General features: G+C 61.0%; 23 protein-coding genes. 9 read left to right on the top strand and 14 right to left on the bottom strand.

Features of this window, described 5'->3' with window-relative positions; all coding sequences use genetic code 11:
- Positions 1 to 14: 14 nt before the first annotated feature.
- A complete protein-coding gene (locus tag HYH08_RS12380; protein WP_220010057.1) occupies positions 15 to 1,001 on the top strand; it encodes a LysR family transcriptional regulator in 987 nt (328 codons plus the stop codon).
- A gap of 15 nt (positions 1,002 to 1,016) precedes the next feature.
- Here HYH08_RS12380 and HYH08_RS12375 read toward each other — a convergent pair whose 3' ends face one another.
- The 5 genes from HYH08_RS12375 to purU all read right to left on the bottom strand — a co-directional run bounded on the left by HYH08_RS12375 (position 1,017) and on the right by purU (position 6,160).
- Positions 1,017 to 1,382 (bottom strand): cupin domain-containing protein, encoded by a 366-nt coding sequence (locus HYH08_RS12375; RefSeq protein ID WP_220010056.1) that lies wholly within the window; start codon positions 1,380 to 1,382, stop codon positions 1,017 to 1,019.
- 248 nt (positions 1,383 to 1,630) lie between these two features.
- The gene (locus HYH08_RS12370; protein ID WP_220010055.1) at positions 1,631 to 2,995 is read right to left on the bottom strand and encodes an MFS transporter; all 1,365 of its coding nucleotides are present in this window, start codon (positions 2,993 to 2,995) and stop codon (positions 1,631 to 1,633) included.
- A 75-nt stretch (positions 2,996 to 3,070) separates the two neighbouring features.
- Positions 3,071 to 3,979 (bottom strand): bifunctional methylenetetrahydrofolate dehydrogenase/methenyltetrahydrofolate cyclohydrolase FolD, encoded by a 909-nt coding sequence (folD, locus tag HYH08_RS12365; RefSeq protein ID WP_220010054.1) that lies wholly within the window; start codon positions 3,977 to 3,979, stop codon positions 3,071 to 3,073.
- Positions 3,980 to 3,987: 8 nt separating this feature from the next.
- Positions 3,988 to 5,268 carry an aminomethyl transferase family protein gene (locus tag HYH08_RS12360; protein ID WP_228747768.1) on the bottom strand — a complete coding sequence of 427 codons (1,281 nt, stop codon included), beginning with the start codon at positions 5,266 to 5,268 and terminating at the stop codon, positions 3,988 to 3,990.
- Between the two features lie 19 nt (positions 5,269 to 5,287).
- Entirely contained in the window at positions 5,288 to 6,160 is an 873-nt protein-coding gene (gene purU, locus HYH08_RS12355; protein WP_220010053.1) for a formyltetrahydrofolate deformylase, read from the bottom strand.
- A 243-nt stretch (positions 6,161 to 6,403) separates the two neighbouring features.
- On the opposite strand from purU, the gene HYH08_RS12350 reads away from it, so the two are divergent.
- The 5 genes from HYH08_RS12350 (at position 6,404) to HYH08_RS12330 (ending at position 12,448) form a co-directional block, all read left to right on the top strand.
- On the top strand, positions 6,404 to 7,435 hold the full coding sequence (locus HYH08_RS12350) for a LysR family transcriptional regulator (RefSeq protein ID WP_228747767.1): 1,032 nt from the start codon (positions 6,404 to 6,406) through the stop codon (positions 7,433 to 7,435).
- A 168-nt stretch (positions 7,436 to 7,603) separates the two neighbouring features.
- Positions 7,604 to 8,059, top strand: a complete 456-nt coding sequence (locus HYH08_RS12345) for a VOC family protein (RefSeq protein WP_220010051.1) — start codon at positions 7,604 to 7,606, stop codon at positions 8,057 to 8,059.
- A 575-nt stretch (positions 8,060 to 8,634) separates the two neighbouring features.
- Positions 8,635 to 9,162 (top strand): 2Fe-2S iron-sulfur cluster-binding protein, encoded by a 528-nt coding sequence (locus tag HYH08_RS12340; protein WP_220010050.1) that lies wholly within the window; start codon positions 8,635 to 8,637, stop codon positions 9,160 to 9,162.
- Entirely contained in the window at positions 9,159 to 10,151 is a 993-nt protein-coding gene (locus tag HYH08_RS12335) for an FAD binding domain-containing protein (RefSeq protein ID WP_220010049.1), read from the top strand. The genes HYH08_RS12340 and HYH08_RS12335 overlap by 4 nt, the downstream gene beginning before the upstream one ends.
- Positions 10,148 to 12,448: a xanthine dehydrogenase family protein molybdopterin-binding subunit gene (locus tag HYH08_RS12330; RefSeq protein WP_220010048.1), complete on the top strand. Its 2,301-nt coding sequence runs from the start codon at positions 10,148 to 10,150 to the stop codon at positions 12,446 to 12,448. Before HYH08_RS12335 ends, HYH08_RS12330 begins: the two co-directional genes overlap by 4 nt.
- A 209-nt stretch (positions 12,449 to 12,657) precedes the next feature.
- Here the strand turns inward: HYH08_RS12330 and HYH08_RS12325 are convergent, their stop codons facing one another.
- Entirely contained in the window at positions 12,658 to 13,308 is a 651-nt protein-coding gene (locus HYH08_RS12325) for a TetR/AcrR family transcriptional regulator (protein WP_228747766.1), read from the bottom strand.
- 85 nt (positions 13,309 to 13,393) lie between these two features.
- Here HYH08_RS12325 and HYH08_RS12320 point away from each other — a divergent pair, with 85 nt between their 5' ends.
- Entirely contained in the window at positions 13,394 to 14,134 is a 741-nt protein-coding gene (locus HYH08_RS12320; RefSeq protein ID WP_220010046.1) for an SDR family NAD(P)-dependent oxidoreductase, read from the top strand.
- A 63-nt stretch (positions 14,135 to 14,197) separates the two neighbouring features.
- Here HYH08_RS12320 and HYH08_RS12315 read toward each other — a convergent pair whose 3' ends face one another.
- From HYH08_RS12315 to HYH08_RS37675, 4 genes are all read right to left on the bottom strand, one after another.
- On the bottom strand, positions 14,198 to 15,073 hold the full coding sequence (locus HYH08_RS12315) for an alpha/beta fold hydrolase (RefSeq protein ID WP_220010045.1): 876 nt from the start codon (positions 15,071 to 15,073) through the stop codon (positions 14,198 to 14,200).
- An 88-nt stretch (positions 15,074 to 15,161) separates the two neighbouring features.
- Entirely contained in the window at positions 15,162 to 16,427 is a 1,266-nt protein-coding gene (locus tag HYH08_RS12310) for an MFS transporter (RefSeq protein ID WP_220010044.1), read from the bottom strand.
- 278 nt (positions 16,428 to 16,705) lie between these two features.
- Positions 16,706 to 17,620 carry a polysaccharide deacetylase family protein gene (locus HYH08_RS12305; protein WP_220010043.1) on the bottom strand — a complete coding sequence of 305 codons (915 nt, stop codon included), beginning with the start codon at positions 17,618 to 17,620 and terminating at the stop codon, positions 16,706 to 16,708.
- A gap of 125 nt (positions 17,621 to 17,745) precedes the next feature.
- Positions 17,746 to 19,242, bottom strand: coding sequence for a M81 family metallopeptidase (locus tag HYH08_RS37675; protein ID WP_220010042.1), 1,497 nt, complete (start codon positions 19,240 to 19,242; stop codon positions 17,746 to 17,748).
- 109 nt (positions 19,243 to 19,351) lie between these two features.
- Between HYH08_RS37675 and HYH08_RS12295 the strand changes: the two genes are divergently transcribed.
- Together HYH08_RS12295 and HYH08_RS12290 are read left to right on the top strand one after the other, a co-directional pair.
- Positions 19,352 to 20,275, top strand: coding sequence for a LysR family transcriptional regulator (locus HYH08_RS12295; RefSeq protein ID WP_220010041.1), 924 nt, complete (start codon positions 19,352 to 19,354; stop codon positions 20,273 to 20,275).
- A 337-nt stretch (positions 20,276 to 20,612) separates the two neighbouring features.
- Entirely contained in the window at positions 20,613 to 21,362 is a 750-nt protein-coding gene (locus HYH08_RS12290; protein WP_220010040.1) for an SDR family oxidoreductase, read from the top strand.
- Between the two features lie 54 nt (positions 21,363 to 21,416).
- On the opposite strand, the gene HYH08_RS12285 is transcribed toward HYH08_RS12290, so the two are convergent.
- The 4 genes from HYH08_RS12285 to HYH08_RS12270 form a co-directional block, all read right to left on the bottom strand.
- The gene (locus HYH08_RS12285) at positions 21,417 to 21,854 is read right to left on the bottom strand and encodes a winged helix-turn-helix transcriptional regulator (RefSeq protein WP_220010039.1); all 438 of its coding nucleotides are present in this window, start codon (positions 21,852 to 21,854) and stop codon (positions 21,417 to 21,419) included.
- Positions 21,855 to 22,187: 333 nt separating this feature from the next.
- Positions 22,188 to 22,856, bottom strand: a complete 669-nt coding sequence (locus HYH08_RS12280) for an NAD(P)-dependent oxidoreductase (protein WP_220010038.1) — start codon at positions 22,854 to 22,856, stop codon at positions 22,188 to 22,190.
- A 71-nt stretch (positions 22,857 to 22,927) separates the two neighbouring features.
- Positions 22,928 to 23,404, bottom strand: a complete 477-nt coding sequence (locus HYH08_RS12275; protein ID WP_220010037.1) for an SRPBCC family protein — start codon at positions 23,402 to 23,404, stop codon at positions 22,928 to 22,930.
- A 27-nt stretch (positions 23,405 to 23,431) separates the two neighbouring features.
- Entirely contained in the window at positions 23,432 to 24,313 is an 882-nt protein-coding gene (locus tag HYH08_RS12270) for an SDR family oxidoreductase (protein WP_220010142.1), read from the bottom strand.
- Between the last annotated feature and the right edge of the window lie 44 nt (positions 24,314 to 24,357).

Here is a 24,357-nt window from a genome sequence, read left to right as displayed (position 1 = left end):
TTACTAGTGCCACGATGGAACCAATCGGCATCGAGCGCCTCTCGGGGCTCATCGCCTTCGCACGGGCGGGATCGCTGGGCAGCTATATCGCAGCGGCGAAATCGCTGGCGATCTCGCCGTCGGCCGTCAGCAAGAGTGTGCAGCGTCTCGAACGCCATCTCGGGGTGACGTTGTTCACCCGAACCACGCGCTCCCTCAAGCTCACGCCCGAGGGCCGCGAGCTACACGAACGCGCAGTGAGGCTGCTTCGGGACGCGGAAGAGATCGAGCAGGCTGCAAGAGCCGTTCGCGCTGAGCCCGCGGGCTCGTTACGGATCGCCGCGCCGCTGCCACTCGGGCTCCACCTTATAGCTCCGTTGCTGCCCGCCTTTCGCGAACGCCATCCCAAGGTGACGATCGACCTCCGCCTCGACGACCGCCTGGTAGACATCGTCGATCAGGGGATAGATGTTGCCGTGCGCATCGGCGATCTGACCGACTCGCGCCTGCTGTCCCGGCGGCTCTCTCCTTTACGGCTATGCGCCTTTGCTTCCCCCGCCTATCTCGCCGCTCGCGGAACGCCTGCGCATCCCGACGACCTCGCGGCGCACGATACGGTCAATCTCAGGTATCAAAGCAGTGGGCAGACGTTCCGCTGGCCATTCCTGGCGGGGGGTCGCGAGATCGATATCTTACCGCCGTCGGGAATCCTCGTCGATGCCAGCGAAGCTGTCGTGGCAATTCTGGCAGCAGGCGGTGGCATCGGCATCAGCGCCTCCTTTATTGCCGCCCCCTATGTTGCGCGTGGCGAACTGGTACCAGTGCTCGCTGATTTCGCCGTCGAACGTGATACGATCACCGCGCTCTGGCCGTCGAGCCGGCGCGCAAATCCGGCTGTGCGTGCCTTCCTTGATCATCTGCGCAGCAATGCCGACCGAACAATGGCGGGCGCGCCATCGACGCCCGGATCGGCGCGAGCGAAGGCTATTTCAGCTCGGAAACCGCAGGGAAGTCGACCATGAGCGGGATCGGAAACGTCAACTAAGCTGCTCGTCCAGACTGCGCGTCCGATCGGTGATCTCGGCTCCCGTATGCAGGGTCGAGGCCGGCTCGATCAGAAGCACCCAGCATTCCTCGTCCGCAACCGGGTTGTGCCGCACGCCTTTGGGTACGGTCAGGAAGTCGCCTTGCCGCAGCAACGTCGTTCCATCCTCGAACTCGATGCGAAGCTGTCCCTTTACGATGAAGAACAATTCGTCCTCGCCATCGTGAGCATGCCAGACAAGCTCACCCTTTAGCTTGGCGACCTTGAGAAGCTGATCGTTGACGCGGCCTATTACCTTCGGCGACCAATACTCATTGACCCGCTCAAACGCAGCTGCGAGATCAGTCGCGGCGAACATTGGATGCTCCATAGAACTCACGCAATCCTGAGAGTGCGCAAAAAGCCGATCGACGAACGTACTTCCGCCCCATCAAACCTCCCGATGCAGTTTGCTGGTCGTCGGCAAGATATAGTCAATCCCACCAAGGCTTCAAAGACAATAGGACGAGACACACCGTTGCGTTGTCGAGACGCCGAACGGTGCGTCGTTGCGCTCTCCTGGACTGTTCATCGAGGCCCGGTAGCTAAGGTTCCTTGAGCATCGAGCTAAGGAGCCGGCACTCCATCGCGGAATGCCGTCTCATGCTTATCGACTATGGCCACCGCCACGAAGGTGACTCCGACGCAGGCCGCGATGATGCCGAAGAACGCCGGTGCACCGTAATTGAGTGCCAACGTACCGACATAGGCGCTTACGATCGCCCCGGCGCGACCGAAGCCTGCCGCCGCTCCCACCCCGCTGGAACGTACGCTCGTCGGGTAGACGTAGGCGGCGAGCGCATAGAGCGAGCCCTGGGCACCGAGCAGGCAGAAGCCTTCGGCACACAGCAAGGCCATGACGAGGGGCTTGCTCTCGGACGAAATCGGCATCAACGCCAGCGCTGCGGCTCCGGCCGCCGCCGCACCGGAAACCGTCAGGATGGTGGCTCGCGTGCCGAACCGCCCGAGTGCCCACCCGGTCGCGATGCAGCCCGCCACGCCGCCGAAGTTGAACAAGGCCAGAGCGAAGCTTGCGCCCGGCACGTCGAACCCTTTTCCGGTCAGCAACGTCGGGGCCCATGCGTAGAGAACGTAGACGGGCAAGAGGCAGAAGAAGAAGCCGACCCAGAGCGCCGCGGTGGAACGTCGCAACGCAGCAGAGAAGAGCGCGGTCAGCGAGGCTTGTTCTGCTCCGGCATCGCGTCGGTCGACGAAGTGGTTCGCTGCCGCGGCAGTCCGATCGAGGATTTGCACCGACTTTGCAACGCGTTTTGGGTCCGCTCCTCGAGCGAGAAGATATCGCGGAGACTCCGGCAGTACCGCCGCAAGGATAGCCGCGACGATCATCGGCAAGATCCCGCTGACGACGAAGAGCATCCGCCAACCATACTCAGGCAGCAATTGAGCCGCCAAAACGCCGCCGATCATGCCCCCGACCGGGATACAGACGATACCGAGCATCACCGAGAGACTCCGGTTCCGCCGTGGCGTGAATTCCGCGATGAGCGCGGTCGCCGCCGGCAACGCGCCGCCCAGACCAAGACCCGCGAGGAGGCGGTACAGGCCGACCTCGCCGGCGCCATGCGCGGTCGAGATGACCAGCGTAGCCGCGCCGAACAGGAAGACCGATGCGATCAGTGCAAACTTCCGCCCGAGCCAATCGCCCACAATGCCCCCGATCGGCGTGCCGATGGTCATTCCGACGAATCCCAACGCAAGCGCCGGGGCGAAGTCGGCGCGTGCGACGTTCCATTCCTTGATCATGGACGGGATGGCGAATCCGAGAATCTGGTTGTCCAAGCCATCGAGGATGATGGCAAGCGCGCACAGGAACAGCACACCCTTGCGCGAGGCGCTCCACGCCCCTTCCTCGGCCAGGACCCCGATATCGACCACTGGCTTCCGCATGTCTTCCGCAATCTGTATCGCCATTTCAGCTTCCCCCTTTTTATGACGTTCCGATGCTCTTTCGTTTCGCAGGGCCCGCATTGCGGGCATCGGCTTGTCTCAGCCGAACGCGACGGTCCCAGGTTCGGCCGCCGCTTTGCGACGAGTTGCTTGAGTCCTTGCGGCGCTCAACGTGTTTGCCAGCAGGCACGCGATGGTCATCGGCCCCACGCCGCCCGGGACGGGCGTAATCGCGCCGGCAACCTGGACCGCCTCGTCGAATGCGACGTCACCTACGAGCTTTTCAAAGCCCTCCGATCTGATGCGAGTGATTCCAACGTCGATCACGGTTGCGCCGGGCTTGATAAATCGGCCACGGACGAGAGCCGGCACGCCGGTTGCGACCACCAGGATGTCCGCCTCGCGGCATCGGCGCTCCAGATCCGTCGTCTTGATGTGCGCAATGGATACCGTGCAGAGCTCTCGCAAAAGCAGCCTTGCCATCGGCCGCCCGACGACGTTCGAGGCGCCGACGACCAGCGCGTCGAGGCCTGCGATGTCTTTGTGAACCGACTTGATGAGACGCATGACGCCGAGCGGCGTGCACGGTACCAAGCCGCCTTCCATGCCGGCGGCCGTTCGTCCCACGTTCAAGGGGTTGAACCCGTCGACATCCTTCTCGGGGCGGATGGCCGTGACGACACGTGCCGTATCGATATGCGACGGTAAAGGAAACTGCACCAGGATGCCGCTGACGGAAGAATCGCGGTTCAGATCCTCGATCAGATTCAGAAGCTGGGACTCGGTCGTACTCGCTTCGAGCAGGTATCGGCGCGAGTGCATGCCCACGGCTTCGGTCTGCCGCACCTTGTTCGACACATAGACGTGGCTGGCGGGATCGTCACCCAACAGCACGACGGCCAGTTCGGGCTTTGGCGCGCCGCCGGCGACGAGCGCGGCAACACCCTCGGCCACCTCGCGACGCACGGTGGCAGCGAGTGCTTTTCCATCGATTATGCGGGCAGCCATCGGATGTCTCAGATCTTGGTCAAGTCGGCGCGGCGGTTGTCTTTCTTGTAGGGTGCCGGCGCCACCTTCGCGCGGATGTGCTTCTGCCGCCGGCCGGGCTCTCCCCATACGACGATCACATCCGAACCGATCTCTGCATGCTCGACGTCGATCGTGCAGAGCGAGAGCATCTCGCGGAAGAAATAACTGTACCCGCGCGAGGTGGTCACGCCGACGTCCTTTCCGCCGGCCAGCACGCGATCGGCATACATGAAGCCACGCTGATCTCGCGGCATTTCCATGTACTGATAAGGCTCCTGCTCCTTCTGGAACAACGATGCGTGCACGTCGGTGACGTCGGCGCCGTTCCAGACCAGGGTCCTGATCACGCGCCGCGGGTTGGCGACCTCTTTTTCTAAAGCCTCGCGCCCGAGGAAGTCATGATCGAATTTGATGTTCTTGGCCCAACCAAGTTCGACAGGACTGCGGTACCAGTCGCGCACGTCGTCCGACTGGAAGCTGCCGGCTATGTTGAAGGTCGATGCGAAGCCCGGCATCGCCGCCCGAAACTCATCCTGGTAGTCCTTCATGTCCTCGTCGAAGATCGCGGGCATGTAGTCCGTCACGATCGTCGGGAAACAAGCTTCGAGATGGTTGATGAAGATCGCTCGCCCACCGATGCGCCGGAGACCGAACTCTTGCCCGGCTGCGACGATCGCATCGTACACGACAGCCGCATCCTTCATGGGACCTTGAAGTTCGAAGCCCACTTCGCCGGACATGCCCTGCCGCAATGCCAGCATTTTGCAGCCGGCAATCTCGATCTCGCCGGAATGCATGAACTTCACGTCTCGCAACGACTGCTTCGAAACTTTCTCGAGCAGCGCCAGCGAGGTCGGACCCTGGACCTGGAAGTTGAACCAATCATCCGCCTCCGAGGTCACCTTGTAGTCGCCATGACGACGGACGTAGTCCACCCAGAAGGTGCCGCGGCCGAACAGCATGAATTCGTCTTCGGACAAGCGCGTCAGGATGCCTTCGGCGATGACTTTGCCCGCCTTGCTCGTATGGACCACGTGCTTCGATTGCTTGATATCGAACTTTTGGAAGCTATTGACCGAGACGTCCGAGAAGAGCTTCAACGTGTCCGGTCCCTTGAACCGACGTTCCCAGAGGAAAGACCAGTCGCCGATGGCACACGTCTCCTTCCATGACATGCTCTCGTCGATCCAATCCGTGTATTCGGGCAAGCCCCAACGCGACGTGAAGTAGCCTTCCGGCGTTCGGCGCATCCCCTTGGGCGTCAACATTTTCCTGCTTCTCCATTGATTAGTCGGCGAATACGATGGTTCTATCGCCGTTGATGATCACTCGGTCTTCGAGAAATAGATGGACGGCGCGCGACAGAACGCGGCGCTCGATATCCCGACCCTTGCGGACCAAGTCTTCCGGGGTGTCGCGATGGCTGACGCGCTCGACGTCCTGCTCGATAATGGGGCCTTCATCGAGATCACTGGTCGCGTAGTGCGCGGTCGCTCCGATGAGCTTGACGCCCCGCGCATGCGCCTGGTGATAGGGCCTCGCTCCCTTGAAGCCCGGCAGAAAGCTGTGGTGGATGTTGATGCAGCGTCCTTGCAGATGCCGGGAGAGGTCATCGGAGAGAATCTGCATGTATCGCGCGAGCACGACCAGGTCGGCCTTTGTCTCGTCGACGAGGGTTTTTATCTGCGCTTCCTGATGAGCTTTCGTTTCCTTGGTGACCGGCAGGTGGTGGAAAGGAATGTCGCCGACCAGACTGACCGCGAGGGCGGAACGCGGATGGTTGGACACGATCCCGACGACATCCATCCGAAGCTCGCCCAGGCGATGGCGATAAAGTAGGTCTCCGAGGCAGTGGTCGAACTTGGATACAAGCAGCAGAACCCGCTTGCGCTCGGCATGAGACCGCAACTTCCACTCCATTCCAAACTTGCGAGCGATCTGCTCGAGTTCGGTCCTGGCACGCGAGGCCCGCTGCTCGGGGAGCGTAACGTCAACCCGCATGAAGAACCGACCGCTCACGGACTCGTTGGCTTGGGCCGCTTCGACGATGTTGCCGCCGTTCTCGAAGAGACACCGCGAAACGTCAGCGACAATTCCGGGAACGTCGCTGCAAGACAGGGTCAGGATGTATCGGTTGGTTGCGTCGGATTCGGGATGCATCTTCGGGCAATAGCTTTCGGCCGAGTCGCGGGGTCCGGCGACCCCGTGGTGAACGAACAGACGGAAGCGAGAGACGGAAAACGGGACGGCCTATACGATGGCCGGAGCTGATATCCCGCTAAGTTTGCTCCCGAAGTCCGCCTCTGCAGGGCTTTGTGGGCAGCATCACCGAAACGACAGACATTGAAAATCCGGTATTATTCGATATGAGATATCAGTATTATGGATATCAGACGGCTGGACTTGAACCTGCTGCTGCTGCTCGACGGACTGTCGCGAGCTCAGAATCTGTCGTCGGTTGCCCGCCAGTTGGGTATGAGCCAGCCGATGGCGAGCGCCGGGCTGCGCAAGCTAAGGGACTTCTTCGGCGATCCGCTATTCTTGTCGACCGGGCGCGGAATGCGACCGACGCCATTCGCTGAATCGATCGCCGATGCAGTGCGGACCGTTCTTTCGACAGTCGACCAGCAGATCCTCCGAAAGCCGCAATTCGTACCGGAAACGAGCGAGCGGATCTTCACGGTCACGACTTCGGACATTGGTGTCCTGATTTTTATCCCGCCTGTGCTGCAGCGTATCCGCGCGATGGCGCCTTTGGCCCAACTCCGCTGCGTGCCCACGTCTCACGAACACCTGGAGGACGCGCTCGAGAGCGGGGAGATCGATCTCGCGATCGGATATTTTCCGGATTTGGTCGGTCCGAATATCGTCACCCAAGATCTCTTCGACCATCCTTTCACCTGCATTGTTCGCCGAGATCATCCGGTCATCGGCAACACTCTTTCCCTCGAACAATTTCTCGCGGCGGAGCATATCGTCGTGAATCAGCAGGGAAGGAGCCAGGAGATCTTCGAGCGACGCGTTCGTGAATTGAAGCTTCAGCGGCGCGTCGTGCTGCACCTGCCGCACTTCATGAGCGTCCCGCACATGGTGGCAGCCAGCGACATGATCGCCACCGTCCCGTTTTCGCTCGGAGCCTGGTATGCCGAATCCGGATTGAAGCTGCTGCCGCCGCCGGTCTCCATTCCTCTCATCGAGCTCAAACAGCACTGGCACCGTCGGATGCACAACGAGCCAGCCGTCCGCTGGCTTCAGTCGATCGTCGCCGAGGAGTTGCGCGACCGGGATCCTGCCCTGGCGATGTCCGTCGACTACGCGAAATCGAGGGCGAGGGCCGCAAAGCCCGCCGATGCGGCCAGGCCGAAAACCACGCGAACCACACTGTCTGGCCTTCGAAAGCCCATTAGATCGCGACGAAATCCGTCGGGTGACTAAACTTCGGTTTGCCTTCAGCGTCGATCTGCATTGTCTCTAGAAGCGGATCAGTGAGTCTCGGAACGCCTCCGTGACCGTCGGAACTGCGTTGTCCTAGGGTGGTTACGACTACCGGCGGACAAAAGCGGGCGCGACTTGCGCGGCGCACCCAGCCATACGGAGGTTTGCTTGACCGAAAAGGCTAGGCTCGTCGCACTTAATCACGTCGCGCTTGAGGTGGAGGACGTTCAAGCGGCACTCGAATTTTACGGTTCGGTCTTTCTGTTTCAGTTGCGCGGAAGCCATAAAGACGTGGATGGCTCGATCGACCTGGCGTTCATCGACATGGGGGATCAGTTTCTCGCGCTGAGCCGGGGGAGCAGCCGGGCTCCCGATCGCGAACGTCATTTCGGATTGGTCGTCGACGATCGAACGTCGGTGATGGCCAACGCCATTTCGGCAGGGGCCCATCCGGTGGATGGCCGCGACTTCAACTTCCTCGATCCGTGGGGCAATCGCATCGAAGTCGTGGAATACTGCAGCATTCAATTCATCAAGTCCGATGCGGTACTCAAAGCTCTAAGCGTGGATGCTGCCAAGAATGACGACGCGAAACGCCAGCTTCGAGAAAAAGGCTTCGATTGACGTTTTCATTCGGTCTCAGAGACAAGGAATTGCGATGCACCTCACTATTCGATCGATCGTCGCAATCGCGGTATGCGCCCTCGCTTGCGGACAGTCGCAGGCACGACAGTCGCGTACCACCGAGTACGACGGCTCTTGGCATCTGACGTTCGCGACCCGGTCCGGCGCTTGCGACCCCTCCTACGACTTCGAGGTGAACATTTTCAACGGTCTCATAACCCACCCAAACCTATTGAAATTCCGCGGAACGGTGGCACGGGGCGGGCACGTCCAAGCTTCGGTGGCGGTGCAGGACAAGTACGCTTCCGGATCAGGACGACTATCCGGCGGAAGCGGACGTGGTACTTGGAGCGGCCGCTCTGGGCCCGCCACCTGCTTCGGCTCTTGGACAGCCCAGAGAATTTGACGTTCGCCCTCGAAGGCGGCAAGCAAACCAGAGCAGGCTAGAGCTTGCTGTCGAAATTCGAGACGGTTCGTCTCAACTCTCGAATCGATCTGCGTCGGGAACTCTCTTTCAACATGTACGTCATATCGGGGCGGCAACGGTGCCGCCCCTTTTTCGGATGGGAGGTGGCATGCAATTTGTCATAAACGGCCGAAGCCTTGATGCCGACGTGGACCTGCGTACCTCCCTGTTGGATCTCCTTCGAGATCATTTCGGCCTCTCCGGGACCAAGAAGGGTTGCAACCAAGGCGCCTGCGGAGCGTGCACCGTCTTGGTCGACGGCAATCGGATCAACAGTTGTCTGGCTCTGGCAGTGCAGTACCAAGGGCGAAAAATAACTACCGTCGAAGGATTGACTTCGAACGGCGCCTTGCACCCCTTGCAGGAGGCGTTCGTGGCGCACGACGGTTTTCAATGCGGGTACTGCACCCCCGGGCAAATTTGCTCGGCGATCGGAATGGCAAACGAGCTCAGGACCGGCGTACCGAGCTACGTGACTGCCGACGTGGCCGCGGAGGCCATCACGGTCGACTTCGACGAGATTCGGGAAAGGATGAGCGGGAATATCTGCCGCTGCGGAGCCTACAACGGCATCATCGAAGCGATCTCCGAAACGCTCGGCACGATTCCGCTTCCGGAGGCGAAGGACGCGCCATGACGCCTTTCCTTTACGAAAAAGTATCCGAGCGTGGAGACGCGCTTTCCCTGGGTACGCATCCCGGTGCCGCCTATCTCGGCGGAGGCACCAATCTCGTGGACCTCATGAGAGAAGCGATCGCCAGGCCGACGTTGCTCGTCGATGTGACTGGCCTTTCGTGCAAGATCGAGGAAGACGAAAAAGGAGGACTTAGGATCGGGGCGGGCGTCAAAAACACGGCGGTTGCGACCGACCGGCGGGTGCGGGCGCGCTTTCCGCTTCTGGCTCAGGCCATCTTGGCCGGCGCTTCGGCACAGATACGAAACATGGCGACCGTCGGAGGAAACGTACTCCAGCGTACCCGATGCGCGTACTTCTATGACGACGAGGCGCACTGCAATAAGCGCAGCCCGGGATCCGGCTGCGACGCCATCGGCGGCTTCAATCGCAATCACGCGATACTCGGCGCCTCGCCCGCTTGTGCGGCGACTCATCCTTCCGACATGTGCGTCGCCTTGGCCGCTTTGGATGCGACAGTCAGCATCGACGGCCCCCGAGGCTCGCGCGATCTCCCTCTCACAGATTTTCACCGTCTCCCTGGCGACGCCCCCGAAATCGACACCGAACTCCGCTCGGGCGAACTGATCACGTCGATTGTGCTGCCGTCGAACGGATTCTCGAAGCGTTCGAGCTATCGTAAGGTGCGCGACCGTTCGAGCTACGCGTTCGCGCTCGTGTCTGTCGCCGCTGCGTTGGAGCTTGACGGCGGTCGTATCAAGAACGTCAGGCTTGCTCTTGGCGGCGTTGCGCATAAACCTTGGCGGGCGCACGTTGCGGAGGCGGCTCTCGCCGGACGGCCCGCGACGGAGGCCTTCTTCGCGGAGGCCGCGGAGGCAGAGCTAAGGGACGCCAAAGGTCTTCGGGACAATACGTTCAAGATCAAGCTCGCAAAGCGGGTCATCGTCGACAGCCTCGTCAAACTCTCGAATGCGAAGGACGCGCCCCGATGAGCATCGTTCAGGCGGCTTTGAAGAAGGCGATAGCGCTCGCGCCGGACAGCTGGATACCCGGCGGGTCTCCCGATCCACTCATCCGAGAGAGGCACGGTCATGTCGGCCAGCCCGTCTCGAGGATCGACGGCCCGTTGAAGGTCGCGGGCAAGGCGAGGTTCGCGGCGGAGTTTCCTATCGAGGGGCTGACATACGCGGCCCTACACTACTCTTCGGTCGCCAAGGGGCGCATCGTGGAAATCCGGACAAGCGAGGCTGAACAGGCTCCGGGCGTCGTTCTGGTCATGACCCATCGCAATGCCCCCTCCCTTGCCAAGGCTCCTGCCTTCGGAACGAATCCCAAAGCCGCCGGGGGCGACGATCTAGCGATCATGCAGGATGATCGCATTCACTGGAACGGCCAGGCCGTCGCCTTGGTCCTTGCGGAAACGCAGGAACAGGCCGACCACGCTCAGTCGCTGATCCGCGTCGATTATGAGGTCGATGCCGCTTCGACGTCCTTCGAACAGGCCATCGCGGACGGCACGGAGCCCGGTCAGTTCATGGGCGAGCCTCTGAAGCTTCGGATCGGCGACGCCGACGCACTCTTCGCAACCGCTCCCGCAAAGGTCGATGCCACCTATCGGACGCCAGGCCACAACCACAATCCGATCGAGTTGCACGCGGCCACGCTCGCGTGGTCTGGCGACGAACTCAGGGTACACGATGCTTCGCAAGCGGTGACCCATGCCGCCTGGACGCTCTCGCAGATCTTCGGCATCAAAGAGGAGCAGGTTCACGTCACCTCTCCGTTCGTCGGCGGCGGTTTCGGCAGCAAGACGCTTTGGCATCACCAGATACTCGGCGCGGCAGCGGCGAGACTCGCCAAGCGGCCGGTGCGGATCGTGCTTTCGCGCGAAGGCGTTTTCAGGACTGTCGGCGGCAGAGCTCCGACCGAACAGCGTGTGGCTCTCGGCGCGCGGCGCGATGGTACCTTCGACGCGATCATCCATACCGGCGTCACGGCGATGACGCCGCACAACGCAATGACAGAACCGTTCATCATCGCGACTAGGAGCCTCTACGCGGCCAAAAGTTTCAGGCTGGAAGTGGACACGGTGAAACTCAACACGGTCGCGAATACCTTCATGCGGGCACCGGGTGAAGCCGTCGGGACGTTCGCGCTCGAAAGCGCCATCGACGAGCTTGCTGCGGAAATCGGCATGGATCCGATCGAACTGCGGATCAGAAATGAACCCGAGAGAGATCCGACCCAGGGCTTGCCGTTCTCGCAGAGGGGGATCGTGGCAGCTTGGCGCGCAGGCGCCGAACGGTTCGAATGGTACAAACGGCAACAGAGACCGCGCTCCGTGCGAGACGGCGACTGGCTCGTGGGCTTGGGCTGCGCGACTGCGACGTATCCCTACTATAGGATGCCAGGCGGCGCGGCGCGCATCACCGTGACCCGCGATGGGCGGGCAATCGTCGCGGTCGCAGCCCACGAGATGGGAATGGGCACCGCTACGGCGCAGACGCAGGTGATCGCTGACCGGCTCGGACTTTCGATGGACCAAGTGAAGTTCCACTATGGTGACACCAGCCTTCCCGGAATCGTCCTAGCGGGAGGGTCGCAACAGACTGCTTCGGTTGGCGCGGGTGTCGTGGCTGCCCATCGAGCGCTCGTCGCCGAGATGCTCAAGCTCGCCGGTAACGACTCGCCATTGGCCGGTCTTCATCCCAGCGAAGTCGGAGGTTTCGACGGAGGTCTCTGCGCACTGGACGATCACGACCGACGAGAGTCCTATGCTTCGATCCTTGCGAGAGCGCAACGCACCGAGATTTCCGTGGAAGCCGAAGCCTCGATGCCGCTTGAGATGCAGCATTGGTCGATGCATAGCCACGCTGCGATGTTCTGCGAGGCTCGGGTAAATGAGGTCACGGGCGAAGTCAGGATTTCCCGCTTTCTCGGATCATTCGATTGCGGCCGCATCTTGAACCCGAAGACGGCAGCCAGCCAGTTCCGCGGGGGCATCATCATGGGCTTGGGCCTCGCACTAATGGAGGAAACGCAGCTGGACGAGCGCACGGGCCGGATCATGAACCCATCTCTCGCCGAATATCATGTGCCGGTACACCTAGACGTACCTGCCATTGACGTGATTTGGACGGATGAGGCCGACCCCAGGACCCCTATGGGTGCTCGTGGCGTCGGCGAGATCGGGATCACCGGCGTAGGGGCAGCCGTCGCGAACGCCGTTTTCAACGCCACCGGCAAGCGCGTTCGGGACTTGCCGATAACCTTGGACAAGCTGCTGTGACGTTCGGCATGCAAGAGTGCGATAGCTAAGACGTTCTTCGGCTTCGGCCGCTTCACGGGGGTGTGCCGGAACCGGCCTTGGTTTTCGCTCATTCCCATGGAGAAACTGAACCTCACGCGTCATCGTCATCGCGGCGGTACAGTATTCTTTCTCTAATTGATCGGACGTGATGCGCGCTGCGCGCGTCGACGCCAGAGCACGTTAATTCATCATCGAGATCTTGAGATGATGCCATCCCAACCGGCCATCGCGATTTCGGCCACAGCCTCGAGCTCCGCCCTTTCGGCGCCGTCGCGAGCCCGGATCGCCATCCCACTCTGAACGGTCTGCAGAAACCGCGCGAGTTCGATCACGTCGACGGATTTCGGCAGCTCGCTCTGCGATACGGCCTTCTCCAAACGAGCTCTCAGCAGGACAAAGGCGCTATCGCGTGCGGCACGCATGAGATCGCCGACTTCCGTGTGACCGTCACTTCCGACCGTTCCGAGCGTGACCATGCATCCGTGAGGCAGATTGCAGTCCGATCCGGTCATAGCAGCAGCGGAGTCCTTAAGATAGGCCAGCGCCGCCTCGCGGGCCGTTGCCGCTTGGCGAAAACGCCCCAGCACCAGGTCCTCATAGGTCGTGGAATAGAGCTTCAGCGCCTCGGCGTACAGTTCGTCTTTCGAGCCGAAGGCCGCGTAGAGGCTCGTCGAACCAACGCCCATCACCTCCGTCAGATCGGCGATGGAAGTGGCTTCATAGCCCTTGACCCAAAACAACCTCATAGCCCGCGCCAGCGCGGCCTCGCGATCGAATGCGCGAGGCCGTCCGCGTCCACGGTGGGAGGGATCTCGTGACGAGGGCGCGCCTTTCTGCATCGATTACTACATAAATTGATTGACAGTGCTTCGCAACGTTCTTACGAATTATGTATCGATCACTGCATAAATAGATTGGAAGTCTATGATCAACTTGACCGGTAGGCGGGCTCTCGTAACCGGCGGCTCGCGAGGTATCGGCGCCGCTATCGCACTGACCCTCGCTGAGAACGGAGCGGACGTCGCGCTCACGTTCCAGCATTCCAGCGAAAGCGCTCAAAGGGTTGCCTCGTCGATTCAGCAATTGGGTCGCCAAGCCTTCTCCATCCAGGCCGACAGTGGCGATCCCTTCGCCATCAAACGCTCCGTGGATGAGGCGGCCGGGGCATTGGGAGGTCTGGACATTCTCGTCAACAACGCCGCCATCGCGCTCTACGAGTCGGTCGCCGACTTCAAAGTCAAGGACATCGACGCGCTTCTTGCCGTAAACGTTCGTGCCCCCGTGCTGACCACGCAGGCCGCTCTCCCACACCTCAAGGGCGGCAGCCGTGTCATCACGATCGGTTCTGCCGGGGCGGACCGCATTGTGGGATCAACCGGCACGGTCTACTACATGACCAAGGCTGCACTGCAGGCCTTTACCCGAGGGCTGGCGCATGAGCTGGGACCGCGCGACATCACGGCCAATCTCGTCCAGCCGGGCTCCACCGATACCGACATGAACCCTGCCAACGGCGAATTTTCTGAATTTCAGCGCGCCCTCATCCCGTTGGGCCGCTTTGGCGCACCGAGGGACATCGCGGCCACCGTCGCTTTCCTAGCTAGTCCCGCCGCCCGACAGATCACCGGGACAATCGTGAACGTCGACGGAGGGCTACTGGCCTGAGCCGACACAGGGGAGGCAGTCGGGACTAGGACATCGTAGAGACTTTTGATCCCGACTGCGCAATCAGAGCCTATCGATCCAGTCGAGCAGCGCGACATTCACATCATCAGGTCGATCCTGCATGATCCAGTGGCCTGCGTTTCTCCACACGTCGACTTTTGATCGCGGGTCGGTAAGCCATCGGCGCATCCGATCGGCCTGCTCCGCATCCCGGCACATATGATAGAAAGGCACGCGAATCCTGCCGAGGAAAAGCTCGCTGTTCTTTCCAACATCGAGTTGACCATCCCCCGTGAACAACGGGCCGAAGGATTCGCGAATGACATGAGCGGGCATTCCTTGCGCTCGGCGGGCATGCCATCGCCTAAGCGCGGATGACGTCGAGTTGTCGTAGAATGCCTCGAACAAGGCAGACGCGACCGTCGCGGGATCCCCCTCTCGAAGATCTGCCGCCGCCTTCTGAAAGACGGGCTCCAATTCGGCCGAAAAGCCCAGCGCCCCGTCTATTGAAACCACTGCGTCGACGAACTCGGGTCTTTTTACTGCAAGCTGCGCCGCGATCTGCGCACCCATGGAATGTCCGATCAAAACGAACCTTTCGCCTCCGAAGTTGTCCTTTATCAACCTCTCGATATCGGCCACATAGTCGGCGGGATTGTAGCCTCCCGATGCTGCGATCTCCGACCGTCCATGCCCGCGAAGGTCCACGGCCACTGTCCGATAGCGGCTTTCCAGCAAAGGCAACTGCCAACACCAATCGTTCGACTCCGCCGTCCATCCATGCAGCAGCATGACATTGCGACCGGTGCCAGCGTCGGTTGCGAACAATCTAAGGGGATACGAGCCGGTCAGAAGCCCGGCTGTCGGCGCACCAGATGGAGCAGCTGCTGCCGCACCAAAGCCAAGCTGGCCTCTCCCAAATTCACTGGAATCGTTCATTGCTCGGTTTCTTTTCGGTTGGCGGGCGGCGTCGACGTCTGTTCAGCCTTAACCTCGCACTGCGCTTGGTTAGTATGAATGCGATCGCTCATCGCGCCTCAGTAATAAACGGATCGGCTGAGCGATCGCCTTCCTCCGGAAGGGGTAAATTCGCGCGATCCTGAGCGAACAACGTCGCTGCAAAGGTGAGCACCGCTGTAAGTGTTACGTAAAGTGCAGGCGCAAGGGGATTGGCTGTCAATTGCACCAGGTGCGCGCTGAAGTACGGCGCAAGACCGCCGAAAATCGTGACCGCCAGGCCATAGGAAATCGAAAGTGCGCTATAGCGAATGCGTGTCGGGAACTGTTCCGAAAGGATCGCACATAACGGCCCGCAAAACATCGAGAGCAGCACACTTGCGAGCGCTTGCGTCAGGATGAGGCCTGCAGCACTGGGGATCGACACCACCAGGAGGAACAGCGGATAGGCCCCTATTCCCGATAGAACCGATGCCGCCAGGAAAACCGGTCGACGTCCGACCCGGTCCGACAAAGCGCCCATCAAAGGCGAGAGAACCAGATAGACGATGCCTGAGATAGCGGTCGACAGAAACGTTGTGGAAGCCGGTATCTTGAGTTGCTGTTGCGCAAAGCTCGGAAAGAATACCAAGAAGATGTAGTTGATGGCGCAAGCACAAATGCTGATGCCAAAGCCGACCAGCAAAGGCCGGCGGTAGGCGCCGAATGCCACGCGGAGGGGCGAGTCGACGACCTCCCGTTTGCCGGCAGCACGCTCGAAGGAAGGCGTTTCATGGGCATGGGTGCGCAGGTAATGACCGACCGGGCCGAGCACGAATCCGAGCAGAAAGGCGAGACGCCAGCCCCATGCGCTGAACGCTTCCGGCTCTAAGACGGTGGTCAACAAATAGGACACGAGCGTCGCGAACAGGAGGCCGAGTGCGGTCGCGGCCTGCTGAAAGCTGCTGATCCAACCTCGTTTTCCTGACGGAGCATACTCGACCAGGAACGCCGCGGCGCCGCCCCATTCGCCGCCCGTTGAGAAGCCCTGGGCCATCCGGCAGAGCACGAGCATGATGGGCGCAGCGACCCCTAAGGTCGCATAGGTCGGCAGCAGCCCGATTGCTCCCGTTCCCGCCGCCATGAGGCCGATTGTCATCACCAGCGCAGCCCGCCGTCCATGCCTGTCTCCGTACGAACCGATGACGATAGCCCCCACCGGCCGCATGAAGAACCCGACCGCAAAAGTGGCGAATGTCGACAACAACCCCACCATCGGGTCGCTCGATGGAAAGAAGGCGCGCGCCAAGGGGGCAGCCATGAAGGCGTAGATCAAAAAATCGTAGATCTCGAACATTTGCCCGAGTCCACAGGAGACGATGGCCCGCCGAATGGCGACCCGATCGGGCCTTCGTCCCTCTGAGACCGGACGGACAGGGCTGGTCGCGCGTTCATCCTTGGATGGAGCAACAAAGTCGGTCGATGAGTCCATTTCGACGTCCTCTTGAATGGCGGCGCACATCGTTTGCGATATGCCGGATCCCTGCGCCGGCCGGCGAAAGCGTTCGGCGCTACCAGGCTTGTCCGTCTACGATCACGGCATCATCGCCATGGCTGACCTAGCCAGGTTCTGGCCTAAGCGGGATCGTCCGACGCGGCGTTCGCCTTTGCGTATGCCGCGACTTCGGCATGCGTTGCGAACCAGACGTCACCCTTTGCTTTGGCCAGACGGACGATCTCCTCCAAAATCCATATACGTGAGCGTTGCGTGATGATGTGCGGGTGCATCGTGAGCTGAAATAGGCCGCCCTCCGCGTAGGCCGCCTCGAATTCACGGCGGAAGACGTCAAGGACGCCTTCCGGCGGCGTGTAGGGCCGGAGCGCCGAGAAGCGATTCATCATGAAATAGACGGCGTCGTCGCGCACCCATTCCACCGGGAGCTCCGTGATGCCGGACGGCTCCCCGTCGAGTTCAAGCTCGTAGCAGTCCTCGTCCGCCATCAGGGAGGAATCGTAGAGGAGACCTAGCTCCTGCTCGATACGCAGCGTGTTTGGGCTGAAATCCCAAGAGGGCGTCCGCAGGCCGACTGGCCGCACGCCAGTAAGCGCCTCAAGGGTGTCTATCGAGCGGAACATCAGGTCCCGCTCCGCCTCGTATGGCAGCACCGAGTTGAGCTCGTGAATCCAACCATGAACGCCGATCTCGTGGCCCTCCTCGACGAGACTTCGCTGCTCGTCGGGATACAAAAGGGCGGTGACCGCCGGCACGAAGAAGGTCGCCTTCACCCCGTGACGATCCAGCAACTGTCGGATGCGCGGAACGCCGACCCGGTTGCCGTACTGCCCCCACGACAAGCGGCCGATCGACTTGCCCCCGTCGCGCAACTCGTTGGTCTCGTGGTCAGAGTCGAAGGACAGGGCGACCGCGCAGCGCGCGCCATTCTTCCAGAACTTCGGGCGATATGATCGCCCGGCGCGCACTTGGTTCACAAGCCGGCGCCAATGAGCTTCCTCCCACTGCCAAGGTTCCTGTTGCGGGGTTTGCGACATGGTCGATCTCCAAATTGGCCGGGCGGGATTGCGTTGTTGCCCCGTCGGCGTTTAGATCCAATGCGGTTTGACCAACACTCCCGACCAACGACACTGATGTTTGCGGGCGGGACCGCTCGGCCGTCTCACGGGCGTCTACGAACCGACGCTGGCAGCTTTTTCCATGGCAGATCACCTGGATCGGTCGCCATTGCGCCAGCCGCCTTGGCGATAATGACGTCCCGCGCCTTGTCGGCAACGAGCGGCTCGAAGTCGGCTCGGAAGTGGTTCGAGCTCTTGACCACTATCAGGCGCATTTCTTCGGGTACGATTCCCAACGTGCGGAACAGCTCGCGATCTTGCGTCCCAACCTTTGCGCTGATGACCGCGACGAGCACACCATCGATCTCAAGGCAAGCCGACGGTCCCAATTCGGCGACGAACCCCGTCATCTTAGGACCCTTGAACGTTACTCTGCCGTCTCCTACGGCACGAACCCGAAACGTTCCGGAAACCGGCGGATCGCTCAAGCCGCTCCAGGTCGGAATCATCGCGCCGACATCCAGAGTAAGTTGGGCGCCGACGCCTGCCGCGGTGGCTGCCGCTGCGGCTTTCTCATCGAATAGCATGCCGAAGCAGACGCGTCCGGGATACGCCCGGCCCGCGCCTTCGGCGAGAAGTGCGTGAAGCATGCCTGTCGTGCTGCCCGTGCCTCCCACGCCGGGATTGTCCTGCGTATCGGCGATCACCACCGGCTTGCCGGATTGCGCCGTGCGCGCAAGAGCGGCTGCGACCCCTTCGCGGGCACCGTAGACTTGCTGCCTCCATATGTTGGCCTTCCCGGCGCAAGCAACCAATCGTTCGACTGCGAGCGCTGACCGTTCTCCATGTCCCCAAATTACTGGTGAGCACTCCTCGAAATCCGACGCCGGGAATCCCATGCAGAAGCTCATCATCGCACCGTGCTGCTGTTCGAGGCGAAGCAGCTCGTCGTAGACCGACTTGGCGGGATCCATGGTCGTGCTCTGCGCATTCAGGGGAATTAGGAAGGGCAAGCGGACAAACTTCAACTCTTCCCGGCTCCTGCGTTGAATCCGCCGGGCCAACAGCTCGGCGGCCAACTCGCCCGTCTCCACATAGTCGATGTGGGGGTAGGTCCTGTACGACACCAGCCCGTCGGCTAGGCTCAACATCCTAGACGTCACGTTGGCGTGCAGGTCCAGACTTCCGACGATCGGAACCTCGTCCCCCACGACGGATCGTATCCTTGCGATCAGCTCGCCTTCGGCATCGTCGTGGCTTTGAGACATGGCTGCGCCATGAAGATCGAGATAGACGGCATCGAAGTCGCCTCTTCTCGCGTCGTCGACGATCGTGTCGCTGATTTTATCGAACGCCTGGTCGGTAATGTAGGAAGACGGTACGGCTCCGCACCAAAGGCTCGGAAGAAGCTGCCAGCCTCGCGATAGAGCCGACCTGATGAATCCCGTAGCCGGAACGTTCACGCTGGCCATTGAGTCCAGCATCGCCTGGCCGCGGGCCGGACGCGGGAACATCTCTCCGCTATCGAACGCCCTCCAATCTGCGAGATTGGGAGCAAACGTGTTGGTCTCGTGCTTGAAACCCGCAACAAGGACTTTCACTTGCACACCTCAGCATCACCGACCTCCGAAATTAGAAGCCGGGTGATGGCGAACAATGACCGGATGTGCGTATAATCGTTGTCGAAAAGGCAACAATTGCGGGAGTGTCATGGACTGGGGTCGGTTGAGCGAACGCCATCTCCAAAGCTTCTGGATGACGGTGACCGTGGGGTCGGTACGAGGTGCCGCAGATCGCCTGAATGTGGAGCCCTCCGTCATCAGTAGGCATCTACAACGTCTGCAGTCGCAGCTCGGCGTCCGTCTTCTGGAACGCCGCGGAAGGGGAGTGAAGCCGACGGAAGCCGCATCGGTGCTCGTTGAATTCTGCGAGCTGCGCCGGGCCCAAGAGGAGCAACTGATGATGCGTCTCGGCGATATGGGGAAGACGTTGCGCGGCCGGGTCCACATCGTCGCCGGCGAAGGTTTTCTGCCCGATCTGATGGCTTGGTCACTTTGCGAATTCGGCAGGCAACATCCTTCGGTCGACATCACCCTCGAGCAGGCCGGAGTTGGTGAAGTGGTTCGAATGGTTGCACAGGACAAGGCTCATATAGGTATCGCGTACTGTATCGAGCCTTCTCCACCCGTCGAAGCCGTTGTAAGCCGCAGAAAGCCTGTCTGCATGATCGTTGCTCCCGGCCATCCCTTGGCGAAAGCCAATCGCCCGGTAAGCCTTCGCGAGGCCGCCCGCTACCCGATCGCCCAGATGGCCACCGGCTTCGGCCTTCAGCAGGCGGTCAGTCGAGCGGCCGACGCCGCTAAAGTTCACATCACCGACCGACTGGTCACCAACTCCCTGACGTCCCTGCGCGAGTTCGCGGCTCTGGGGCTCGGGGTGAGCTTCATGTCGGCCCAATCGGCGGCCGCCGAAGTGAGTGCGGGCCGCCTTGTGGTGTTACCGACGACAAGTCGCGTCCTTAACGGAATGAGAGTCCATGTCTTGGTGCGAAGCGGCCGACTTCACAGTCGGGCTGTCAAGGAGGTTATCGGCTTCCTGGCTCGCAAATCGGCCATCTGGGAGGTTGCCCCGTGACCTAGTTCGCTCGCAAGCCGAATGAGCGTTTTAACGATCTTTTCCGGCAGAAAGAGCGAAGAGGCCGAACGCTATCCGCATCCACATAAATTGTCGTTATAAAGCGTTTAGGCCACCTCGACATAGACCCCTCGAGTCTCGGCGAAGAGGACTTTCGCGACCCGCCAGTCTCACGATTGGACACGACGCCCGCCTTGATGAAAGCTCACACACGCGCCGGCGGTGCTCGTCACCAAATGCAGTTCGTCTAAAAATGGCACTTACCAAAAGGTGCCTACTTCCCAGGTGAGAGCGCAGTGTCTAGTCCTGCCTTGCACATCGACTAGCAAGGACAGCCATGGAATTCTCGAAGGCCACCATCCTCATAACGGGCGGAAATTCCGGTATTGGTCGCGGGCTCGCGGAAGCTCTTGCGTCGCGAGGAGCTAACGTCATTATCACCGGACGGAATGCGGCGACGCTGGCAGCAACGCTTGCCGCCAATCCAACAATGCGCGGCTACGCGCTCGACGTGACCGACCCGGCTGCAGTCAGGGCCTTTACGGCCCGCGTAACGGTCGATCACCCGGATCTGAACGCTGTCATCCATAACGCCGGTATCATGACTTTCGAGGATGTTCTCGCCCAACCGTACGATCTTGAGGTCGTCGAGCGCACAATTGCGACGAACGTCCTTGGCCCCATCCGCTTGACGGCAGCACTGCTGCCCCACCTCAGGCACAAGCAACAGGCGGCCATAGTGACCGTGTCTTCCGGGCTCGCCTTCGTGCCGCGTGCGGACGCGCTGACCTACAGCGCAAGCAAGGCATCGATTCACTCATGGACGCTAAGTCTCCGTCATCAGCTGCGAAACACCGGCATATCCGTTGTGGAGATCGCGCCGCCACTGGTCGCAACCGAGCTGACGCCCGGTCAGTCGGCCAATCCGCATGCAATGCCTCTGGATGCTTTCGTGTCCGAGGCCATCGGCCTTCTTTGCGGAGCAGAAACGCCGCGGGAAGTCCTTGTTCAGCGCGTCATGCCTCAGCGCACGGCCGAGCAGACGGGGAATTTCGGGAAGGTGTTCCAAATGATCAACCCGGCTTGATCCGGGCGGGCGTCTGGCGAGCACGCTTGAGACACACCTCCCGGCGCGCTTCGTTCACCGCCGATTGGCGTCGAAATGACTGCGAGCAACAGCGACAGCTTCGTGGTTCTCTAGCGCCCATACCCAGACGTTGCAGAATGCAGCTCCGCGAGTCAGGCCGAGCGGAGAGAGCGAGTATTCCACCTTCGGCGGAACTTCCGGGTAAAGGTCACGAACAACGAGCCCGTCTCTCTCCATTCGCCTCAGCGTCTGCGTCAGCATCTTCTGGCTGATGCCGGAAACTCGGCGAGCGAGCTTGGAAAAACGCAAAGTTCCTGCATCCCAGAGAGCGTCCAAGATCTCAACTGTCCACTTATCGGCAAATCCGGACATCATTTCCCGAACGAGCGCCTCGATGGCGGGGTCCACGTACTCGGGATAGTCTTTCGCCCTGTACGTCTTCGCCTTCTCCAGGTCAGACTCTGAATACTTTATTCCGGTCGAAAACTGCATGAACACCATCCCCTGTCACTCTTTTTCGGGACATACGCTCTTCCGCCGAAGGCTTCAGAATGCTGGTTTGCGAAATGGCCGCTGATCTGGTCTCTCCGATCCTGAAGCGCATTCATTCTTCATGAATGCAACTAGACGGAGTGGCAATATCGCCATAATCACCGGGGCAATCGTCGTCACGGACGACCGCTGTCGCGATGGACCGTCTCCACGTGCGAAAGACTTCGACAAGCCTGCTCTTAAAGGCTGAAAACATTGTTGGCATCCTGTCAACCGGGATCGCTTTCCTGCCCGGGCTTTGAAGCCCGAGCCACCAGCAAGCCGACCGCCCACTTACCAAGTGATCAGTGGAGCACGATGTAACCAAGCATCGTTACCGACCTGGTCGAGCACAAAGTTTGCGACGTCGGATCGCGCGATCGTTCCACCGTGGAAGCCGGACAGATCCGTGAGCGCACGCACGGCGTGTCCGCCCGGCTTGTTGCTAAGGATGGAAGGACGCACGAGCGTCCAGTCCAGGCCGCTGTCTCTAACGATCGCCTCCTGCCTGTCCTTGTCGGCATACACCTTCCGCAGGAGCAGCGGATAGATGACGTTGTCGAACATGAAGCCCCCATGCCCTCTACTGTCGCCGGCGCCGATCCCGGTGATCGCGACGAGACGAGCGACGTTCTCCGTCTTCATTGCTGCGACAAGCGCGAGCGTCGCAGTCGAGAGCAGCGTGACCTCGCGAAACGGGCTCGCTGGCGTGCCGAGTGCGCTGATGACTGCGTCCTGGCCTTTGAGAGCCTGGCGCAGCACCCGCTCGTCCCGGGCGTCGCCGACGACTGCCTTCGCACCTTTGAGTTCCGCGGCTTTCTCCCGCGAGCGGACCAGCACGGTCACTTCATTTCCCCGAGCAAGAGCCTGGGCGACGATCGCCCGGCCCGTGCCGCCGGTCGCGCCTAGGACCAAAATCTTCGCTGGAGCCGGCCGGGCGGCATTGGTCTGGTTGTTGGTCATTGGATATCTCCTTGAGTGAGGCGGGCGGTCTCCTCAGGAGACCGTCCCGTCGTTCTGGTTCTTCTTGAAGGTCAGAGCTTGCCCTCCGCGAGCAGTTCGCGGGTGCGCTTCAGGGTCGACAGCAAGGCGGCCTTGTAGCCCTTGTCCTCGCTGTCGAATTGCTTCTGCTCGGCCTGCTCTTCCGGGCCGTTCGGCTTTTTGCCGCGCAGGCCGGTATAGCAATAGAACTTCAATTGCAGGGCGCCCTTCTCATCCTCAAAAAGCTCGTTGATGATTGCACCTTCGCGCGGGCCGGTGGCTTGGAAGAAGGTCACCTTCTTCCCCGGTTCGAACGTGATGATCTCGCGGAGGTCGCTGCCCGCGATTGTGGCCTCACGCACGATGTGGGTCGCGCTCTCCTCGACGACATCACATCGCGTGCACAAGCCGGGCGGAAGAAACTGGCGGGCATCACGGGCCTTCAGCTCGAGGCCCTTCCAGACTTGCTCGCGGGTCAGCGGCTTTTGGCCTTCCGGATTGACCGGCACCGTAGCTGTCGAATAGATCATGTTCGTTTTCCTTCTCTGAGTTTGTTATCAAGCTGCGGACTTCACGCCGCGCACGATCTCGGCCGCGAAGTCACGATAGGTGTGCAGCGGCCGGCCGAGGATCTTGGTCAACCGCTCGACGTCGCCGGCTTCCGGGATCATGCCGTCGGTGACGTAACGCTCGGCCATCAGGCGCATTTCATAGGCCGTCCACTTCGGCATGAAGGTGGCCATATTTTTCTCGAAACCGCTCGGGTCGTCACCGCCGTAGGCGATCGGGCGACCGAGAATCTCCGACCAGATCTGCGCGAGCTGGGGACCGGTCAGTGTATCGGGGCCAACTAGGTTGATGGTCTCGACAGGAAGTTTGCCGGAAGCCTGGTCGCGACGGAGGAGTTCGATCGCGGCAACCTCGGCGATATCGCGCCCATCGACCATGGCGACGCCCTTGCTGCCGATCGGCATTGGATAGACGCCGTGCTGGAGGATCACATCCTTGATCATGAGTTCGTTGTCGATGAAGTAGCTCGGGCGCAGGATCGTGGCGCTGAAGCTCATCTTTTCGAGCATGCGCTCGGCCCCGGACTTGACGGCGAAGTGCGGAACGTTCACGGCCCCGTCGGCATCGAAAACAGATTGGTAGACGACGCGCTCAATGCCGGCCTCGCGGGCGACATTGAGCGTGATGATCGCTTGCGTGAATTCGTCGCCCGTGACGGCATTGAGCAAAAACAGCGTGCGGACGCCCTTGAATGCCGCGCGCAGCGCGTCGATGTCGAGGAGGTCGCCCTTCGCGATTTCGACGCCCGCCGGCACCTTGGCCTTCGCGGGGTCACGGGTCAGCACACGAACCTTTGCGCCGCGCTTGGCGAGTTGTTCGACGACATGGCGGCCGATGCGGCCGGTAGCTCCGGTAACGAGGATGGTCATTTGGATCACTCCGGTTTGCGTTTCGACGATGAGAAAATAGCGAT

Source organism: Bradyrhizobium sp. BR 10289 (assembly GCF_019455385.1).
Classification (GTDB): domain Bacteria; phylum Pseudomonadota; class Alphaproteobacteria; order Rhizobiales; family Xanthobacteraceae; genus Bradyrhizobium.
The sequence above is the reverse complement of the archived record's forward strand: the minus strand, read 5'-3'. Positions and strand labels throughout refer to the sequence as shown.

Excerpts from the sequence above, each read along its gene's own strand:
- HYH08_RS12380 (WP_220010057.1), top strand. The coding sequence starts at position 15 with ATGGAACCAATCGGCATCGAGCGCCTCTCGGGGCTCATCGCCTTCGCA.
- HYH08_RS12375 (WP_220010056.1), bottom strand. The coding sequence starts at position 1,382 with ATGTTCGCCGCGACTGATCTCGCAGCTGCGTTTGAGCGGGTCAATGAG.
- HYH08_RS12370 (WP_220010055.1), bottom strand. The coding sequence starts at position 2,995 with ATGGCGATACAGATTGCGGAAGACATGCGGAAGCCAGTGGTCGATATC.
- folD (WP_220010054.1), bottom strand. The coding sequence starts at position 3,979 with ATGGCTGCCCGCATAATCGATGGAAAAGCACTCGCTGCCACCGTGCGT.
- HYH08_RS12360 (WP_228747768.1), bottom strand. The coding sequence starts at position 5,268 with ATGTTGACGCCCAAGGGGATGCGCCGAACGCCGGAAGGCTACTTCACG.
- purU (WP_220010053.1), bottom strand. The coding sequence starts at position 6,160 with ATGCATCCCGAATCCGACGCAACCAACCGATACATCCTGACCCTGTCT.
- HYH08_RS12340 (WP_220010050.1), top strand. The coding sequence starts at position 8,635 with ATGCAATTTGTCATAAACGGCCGAAGCCTTGATGCCGACGTGGACCTG.
- HYH08_RS12335 (WP_220010049.1), top strand. The coding sequence starts at position 9,159 with ATGACGCCTTTCCTTTACGAAAAAGTATCCGAGCGTGGAGACGCGCTT.
- HYH08_RS12330 (WP_220010048.1), top strand. The coding sequence starts at position 10,148 with ATGAGCATCGTTCAGGCGGCTTTGAAGAAGGCGATAGCGCTCGCGCCG.
- HYH08_RS12325 (WP_228747766.1), bottom strand. The coding sequence starts at position 13,308 with ATGCAGAAAGGCGCGCCCTCGTCACGAGATCCCTCCCACCGTGGACGC.
- HYH08_RS12320 (WP_220010046.1), top strand. The coding sequence starts at position 13,394 with ATGATCAACTTGACCGGTAGGCGGGCTCTCGTAACCGGCGGCTCGCGA.
- HYH08_RS12315 (WP_220010045.1), bottom strand. The coding sequence starts at position 15,073 with ATGAACGATTCCAGTGAATTTGGGAGAGGCCAGCTTGGCTTTGGTGCG.
- HYH08_RS12310 (WP_220010044.1), bottom strand. The coding sequence starts at position 16,427 with ATGTTCGAGATCTACGATTTTTTGATCTACGCCTTCATGGCTGCCCCC.
- HYH08_RS12305 (WP_220010043.1), bottom strand. The coding sequence starts at position 17,620 with ATGTCGCAAACCCCGCAACAGGAACCTTGGCAGTGGGAGGAAGCTCAT.
- HYH08_RS12295 (WP_220010041.1), top strand. The coding sequence starts at position 19,352 with ATGGACTGGGGTCGGTTGAGCGAACGCCATCTCCAAAGCTTCTGGATG.
- HYH08_RS12290 (WP_220010040.1), top strand. The coding sequence starts at position 20,613 with ATGGAATTCTCGAAGGCCACCATCCTCATAACGGGCGGAAATTCCGGT.
- HYH08_RS12285 (WP_220010039.1), bottom strand. The coding sequence starts at position 21,854 with ATGCAGTTTTCGACCGGAATAAAGTATTCAGAGTCTGACCTGGAGAAG.
- HYH08_RS12280 (WP_220010038.1), bottom strand. The coding sequence starts at position 22,856 with ATGACCAACAACCAGACCAATGCCGCCCGGCCGGCTCCAGCGAAGATT.
- HYH08_RS12275 (WP_220010037.1), bottom strand. The coding sequence starts at position 23,404 with ATGATCTATTCGACAGCTACGGTGCCGGTCAATCCGGAAGGCCAAAAG.
- HYH08_RS12270 (WP_220010142.1), bottom strand. The coding sequence starts at position 24,313 with ATGACCATCCTCGTTACCGGAGCTACCGGCCGCATCGGCCGCCATGTC.